The organism is Lysobacter claricitrinus (assembly GCF_045866565.1).
Lineage (GTDB): Bacteria > Pseudomonadota > Gammaproteobacteria > Xanthomonadales > Xanthomonadaceae > Cognatilysobacter > Cognatilysobacter claricitrinus.
The window spans coordinates 1-4,468 of record NZ_BAAFZV010000014.1 but is presented as its reverse complement, the minus strand read 5'-3'; the positions used below and the strand labels follow the sequence as shown (position 1 = coordinate 4,468).

7 protein-coding genes are annotated in these 4,468 nt (G+C 62.0%); 6 read left to right on the top strand and 1 reads right to left on the bottom strand.

Annotated elements, in window-relative coordinates; genetic code table 11:
• Nucleotides 1-198, bottom strand: a 198-nt coding sequence (locus tag ACKTTN_RS14655; protein ID WP_407910644.1) for a hypothetical protein, incomplete at its 3' end; no start/stop codon positions are given.
• A 491-nt stretch (nt 199-689) separates the two neighbouring features.
• On the opposite strand from ACKTTN_RS14655, the gene ACKTTN_RS14650 reads away from it, so the two are divergent.
• From ACKTTN_RS14650 to ACKTTN_RS14630, 6 genes are all read left to right on the top strand, one after another.
• Nucleotides 690-1,007, top strand: coding sequence for a hypothetical protein (locus tag ACKTTN_RS14650; protein WP_407910643.1), 318 nt, complete (start codon nt 690-692; stop codon nt 1,005-1,007).
• 93 nt (nt 1,008-1,100) lie between these two features.
• Nucleotides 1,101-1,520 carry a hypothetical protein gene (locus ACKTTN_RS14645; RefSeq protein ID WP_407910642.1) on the top strand — a complete coding sequence of 140 codons (420 nt, stop codon included), beginning with the start codon at nt 1,101-1,103 and terminating at the stop codon, nt 1,518-1,520.
• A gap of 1,103 nt (nt 1,521-2,623) precedes the next feature.
• On the top strand, nt 2,624-2,980 hold the full coding sequence (locus ACKTTN_RS14640) for a hypothetical protein (protein ID WP_407910641.1): 357 nt from the start codon (nt 2,624-2,626) through the stop codon (nt 2,978-2,980).
• A 54-nt stretch (nt 2,981-3,034) separates the two neighbouring features.
• The gene (locus ACKTTN_RS14635; protein ID WP_407910640.1) at nt 3,035-3,355 is read left to right on the top strand and encodes a hypothetical protein; all 321 of its coding nucleotides are present in this window, start codon (nt 3,035-3,037) and stop codon (nt 3,353-3,355) included.
• 45 nt (nt 3,356-3,400) lie between these two features.
• Complete coding sequence (locus ACKTTN_RS14820; protein WP_456237289.1) at nt 3,401-3,814, top strand: GFA family protein; 414 nt, start codon at nt 3,401-3,403, stop codon at nt 3,812-3,814.
• 121 nt (nt 3,815-3,935) lie between these two features.
• Complete coding sequence (locus ACKTTN_RS14630; RefSeq protein WP_407910639.1) at nt 3,936-4,409, top strand: hypothetical protein; 474 nt, start codon at nt 3,936-3,938, stop codon at nt 4,407-4,409.
• Nucleotides 4,410-4,468: the final 59 nt, after the last annotated feature.

The window sequence follows — 4,468 nt, the reverse complement described above, 5'->3', positions numbered from 1 at the left end:
CGCCTGCAGCATTTCGTTCTGGTGGTTGGGTGACATACACGCTGCCCTACCGTCTGCTGCCTCGGCTGTTTTCGCAGCAGCTCCGGAAAGATCACGCTGCGCCTCGCTGCAGCCGGCAACAGAAACGTGCTTGTAATTGCTCGCGGCATCTCGCGGCACGGTGCAGCTGCCCGCCTTCGGTCTTTGCTTCGGCCGCATCCGGCGGGGCGTCTCTTGTTTGGTCTGGGGGCAATTTCGCGCGTGGCGTATCCGGCGGCATCCCGCGGCGCCCTGCCCCGTTCCTCGCCTTCGGTCGCACGGTGCTTTGCGGTAGTCTCGCGTCGAACTAGTCGTTCAACCCGACGCCGCTTCGCGGCGCGGGTCAACTCCGGTGTTAGCGCCCACCACCGATTCTTCCTAGAAGTCACAGTGGTTACTCGCGGCGTCATTGCCTCGCTCGTCCGGGCGGCACCTTGTGGCTCCGCGCTTGGGTTCAACATCCTTATCGCAAGCCTTCTATCTCGCCGTGGCGCCCGTGCGTCATCGCACGCCGTCGTCTGCGCCTCCGCGCTCTAGCGCCTCGCGGATGCGAGCCGTGGCATTCTTCGCATCGGGAGGTTCGGGCACGCGCGGCCAGGCCGTGTGGGCTCTAACTAGTCGTTCAACCCGACGCCGCTTCGCGGCGCGGGTCAACTCCGGTGTTAGGCCCCATGGGTGAGATCACTTACCAGCTGGCTAAAGACCCAACGCCGTCTGGCGAACTCATCGGCGTGGACCTGGCGCCGCAGGACCCGGCGCGCCCGTTCTGGGTTTGGTCCGGTGTCGGCTACCACACCCATGCAGCTCGCATCTCGGCAGCGGAACTCGTTGCTGCATGGCCGGAACACTTTGCCCTTGTTGCGTCTTGGCTTGAGCCACTGCTTCGCGTCCACGAGCCCGATGCACCGGAGCTACCAGGCGCGGTACTCGCTGCGTTCGAGCGCTACCATGGCAAGCAGGCACCGCTCGGAAGCTCGGCTGGGGCCTAACAATTCGTCCAAGCCGACGCCGCTTCGCGGCGCGGCTTAACTCAGGTGTTAGCCGCCATGGATAGAGATCTAGCTGCCATAGCTCAAGAGCGGATGGATCGCTTCTTCGAGCGCTATGAGCAAGATCACCCCTACGCAATCTGCTTGCTCAAAAGCCATCTTCTGGCGGAGGAGCTTCTTGAAGAGATCATTGCATCCGTCTGCAAGAATCCCGATACCGCGCGCGAGGCGCGGATGTCGTTCTTCAGCAAGCTAAAGCTCGCCGAAGCCATCGACGGTACCGACACTCAGATGTGGAACTGCATCGAGAATCTCAACGCCGCAAGGAATGAGCTAGCTCACGGAAGAGATATGGCGCACCTCGAGCGCAAGATCGACAAGTTGGTGGAGTCAGTCCGTCGGAGCTATACGAAGGTCACATTTGCAGGAGACCGCGGCCGTGACCTCGAAATGGCCGTTATCGTTCTCAACGGGGCGCTGTCTCGTACGGCTGTTGAGTACGTAGGCGGCTAACAATTCGTCCAAGCCGACGCCGCTTCGCGGCGCGGCTTAACTCAGGTGTTAGGCCTTAGACCAACCTTGATGGCACTCGAACCAAAGGCTCGTCGCGTCGCCGCGCTCAGCGCTGCATTGGCTGGCTTAGCAGCGCTCGCTGTCAGCGGCTACGTCCGCTGGTCCACGCCTGAGCGTGCCGTTGAACCTTTCGTGTGTGCTTCCGTCCCGAAGAACGTCGTTAAGCTTGGCCAACCCGTGCCGCCTACGTCGGTGGAACAGGAAGCTTCCGGCGAGCTCGGCTGGCCGGAGCTTCGGGCGGGGCTTCGGCCCGGGGATCAGGTCCGCTATTTCGAAACATCCGTTAGCGCCGGTCATTTGGCCATGCGGGGCAACTGCTATCTCGGCCAAACGCTGACATGGATCCGCTAAGGCCTAACAATTCGTCCAAGCCGACGCCGCTTCGCGGCGCGGCTTAACTCAGGTGTTAGGCCGCGAAAGATGCGAATGGCAGCGCGGAGATCCGTAAAGCACTTTCTCGTGGCGGTTGCGCTAGCCGCCTTATCGGGGCTGGTTCTTGCGGCGCTCGTAGGAGCGGCGCTAACTGGTGCCATAGATGGTGGCGCCCGCGGGCCTGATGTCATTGAACTCGCCGCGCGGCCTGTCGCGTTCTGGTTTAGTGTCTCTATTCGCCTGCTAGTTGCCATGTTTGCTGGTGGTGCGGCGGTCGCGTTCTGGCGCAAGTCGGTCGCGGCCTAACAATTCCTGCTGAAGGCCCGCGGCTCTCTCGCCAAGACTTCGAAGTTCTGTATGACACTACAAGCGGTGTCTTGCACACCTGGAACCCCTACCGTCCGGAGCCGCGCGTGGTAAATCTCGGGCGTCCTGTCCGTGAGTGGGCTGAGCTGATCTGGAACCTCTTGAGTGTCCACATGCTGCAAGTCGCAGGCACCGAAACGCGCCTTATTGCTCAGCTGCACCATCCCGGCGACGGTAAGGTACATGTGTACGTGGCGGCTCCCACGGGGCAGGCCTAACAATTCGTCCAAGCCGACGCCGCTTCGCGGCGCGGCTTAACTCAGGTGTTAGGCGTCACACAAACTGTCCCAGCCAGTGGAGGCAACATGAAGCGTCTTGCTCTTGCCAGTCTCGCGCTCCTCCCGCTCATGCTCGCCCAGGCCAGCGACGCGGTCACGTTTGTAGGTTCTTTCATGGAGCGCGGGACTGTTGCGGTACGCTTTGATGAAAGCGTTCCTGCGGGGCAGAAACGCACCATGGAGCTCCCAGAGCATCAGGTCGTCGAAATGGCGGTGGATACATCGGGCAAGCCAACCGTCCGCCTTCTAGATCCGTCCGGCAAGGAGCTCCATGCTGCCGCCGGCTCACCGGGTCGCGTAGATTTCGTTTACGCGCTCTGCCGCGGTGGCACTTTCGCGTACTCCAGCCCGCCGCCGAAAGCAGGCAAGCCGGTGTGTCCGTAGGTGACGCCTAACAATTCGTCCNNTAACTCAGGTGTTAGGCGTCGGAACAAACTGATGGGCATCCGCGGCACAAAGCACACCGGGTCCGCATCGGCCCGTCCGGTTCGGAAAGCGCTGCTGGTCGGCGGGCTCATCGCGGCTGGAACGTATGGCTTGGCACTGCTCTGCGCCGTAGCGCAACTCAATGCCGCAGTGGTCGCTCTTGCGTGGCCCACGTTTGCCATCACCGCGCTGCTTCCGCCCGGTGAGCCCGTTACGTACGATTTGCCGTCCAGCCCGTGGCTGCCGCTCAGCACGTTGTTCGCCGCGTGGGCGTTCTACTCGGCGGCCTGGTACATCTGGCACCGGTATCGAAATATCTCGGCCGGCGCCTAACAATTCGTCCAAGCCGACGCCGCTTCGCGGCGCGGCTTAACTCAGGTGTTAGGCGGCACAGGCAGGGAGACGCGTCGCGTGAACAACGAACAGCCTCTTTCGCTGAGTGGTTCTTGCCACTGTGGAGCTGTACGCCTCAGCCTTCCGTCGGCGCCAGAAACTGCCACGAGTTGCAACTGCTCCTTGTGCAGGCGCACGGGAGGCATCTGGGCCTATTACGAGCTCGGCACCGTCTCTATCCAGGGTCATCCGGAGAACACGGAGAGCTACGTGTGGGGTGACCGCAGCCTGAGCAATTTCCGCTGCAAGAACTGCGGCATCGCCACGCATTGGGAACCTATCGAACGCACGCCCGGCGCTCGCCACGGGGTGAACCTTCGCAACTTTGAACCCGCGCTGCTAGCGTCGGTCACTGTCCGGCGATTTGATGGCGCGGACACGTGGAAATTCCTGGATTGAACCCGGGCAGCTCCCGCGGGTGGGACTCGCAAAATCGCAAGTGCCGCCTAACAATTCGTCCAAGCCGACGCCGCTTCGCGGCGCGGCTTAACTCAGGTGTTAGCTGCCAAAGGAGTGACTGGTGATCCGAAAAGCAAAGGCAGTGGTCGTATTCCTGTTGCTGGCGATAGTCGCCACTGCCGCAGCCGCATCTCCAAACGGCGAGCGGCTTGTCGGCGCCCTTGATGGCTCGTGGGAGGGCAGCCTTACGCTCAGCGAGGCGCCGCGAGACGTAATGGACCTGCGTGTGGATCTTAAGGGCGACGAGGCACACGTCTGGATACGTGAGAATGAGGAATGGATTGAGGCGAAACCCGGCATGTTCCATGTCAACCGCACGCTGACAAACGCGGTGATCTACGCCACCGACTCTGCTTCCGACGAGGATGGAACCTGGGTCGAGTCTTGGTCGATCGTTGCCTCACCGCGGTCGGAGGAGGAACTGCTCATCGCGTGGGCCCGCGTGGTCAACAATCTCGATCTGCCCTTGGAAAATGTCTCGAGCAAATTTGCACTCCACGCCGACGCCGTCTTGCGCCGCGTAGCTGGCAGCTAACAATTCGTCCAAGCCGACGCCGCTTCGCGGCGCGGCTTAACTCAGGTGTTAGGGCCCAT

What these genes read in the sequence shown, in the direction of transcription:
- ACKTTN_RS14640 (WP_407910641.1), top strand. Translation starts at nt 2,624, where the DNA reads ATGAAGCGTCTTGCTCTTGCCAGTCTCGCGCTCCTCCCGCTCATGCTC.
- ACKTTN_RS14645 (WP_407910642.1), top strand. Translation starts at nt 1,101, where the DNA reads ATGGATCGCTTCTTCGAGCGCTATGAGCAAGATCACCCCTACGCAATC.
- ACKTTN_RS14635 (WP_407910640.1), top strand. Translation starts at nt 3,035, where the DNA reads ATGGGCATCCGCGGCACAAAGCACACCGGGTCCGCATCGGCCCGTCCG.
- ACKTTN_RS14650 (WP_407910643.1), top strand. Translation starts at nt 690, where the DNA reads ATGGGTGAGATCACTTACCAGCTGGCTAAAGACCCAACGCCGTCTGGC.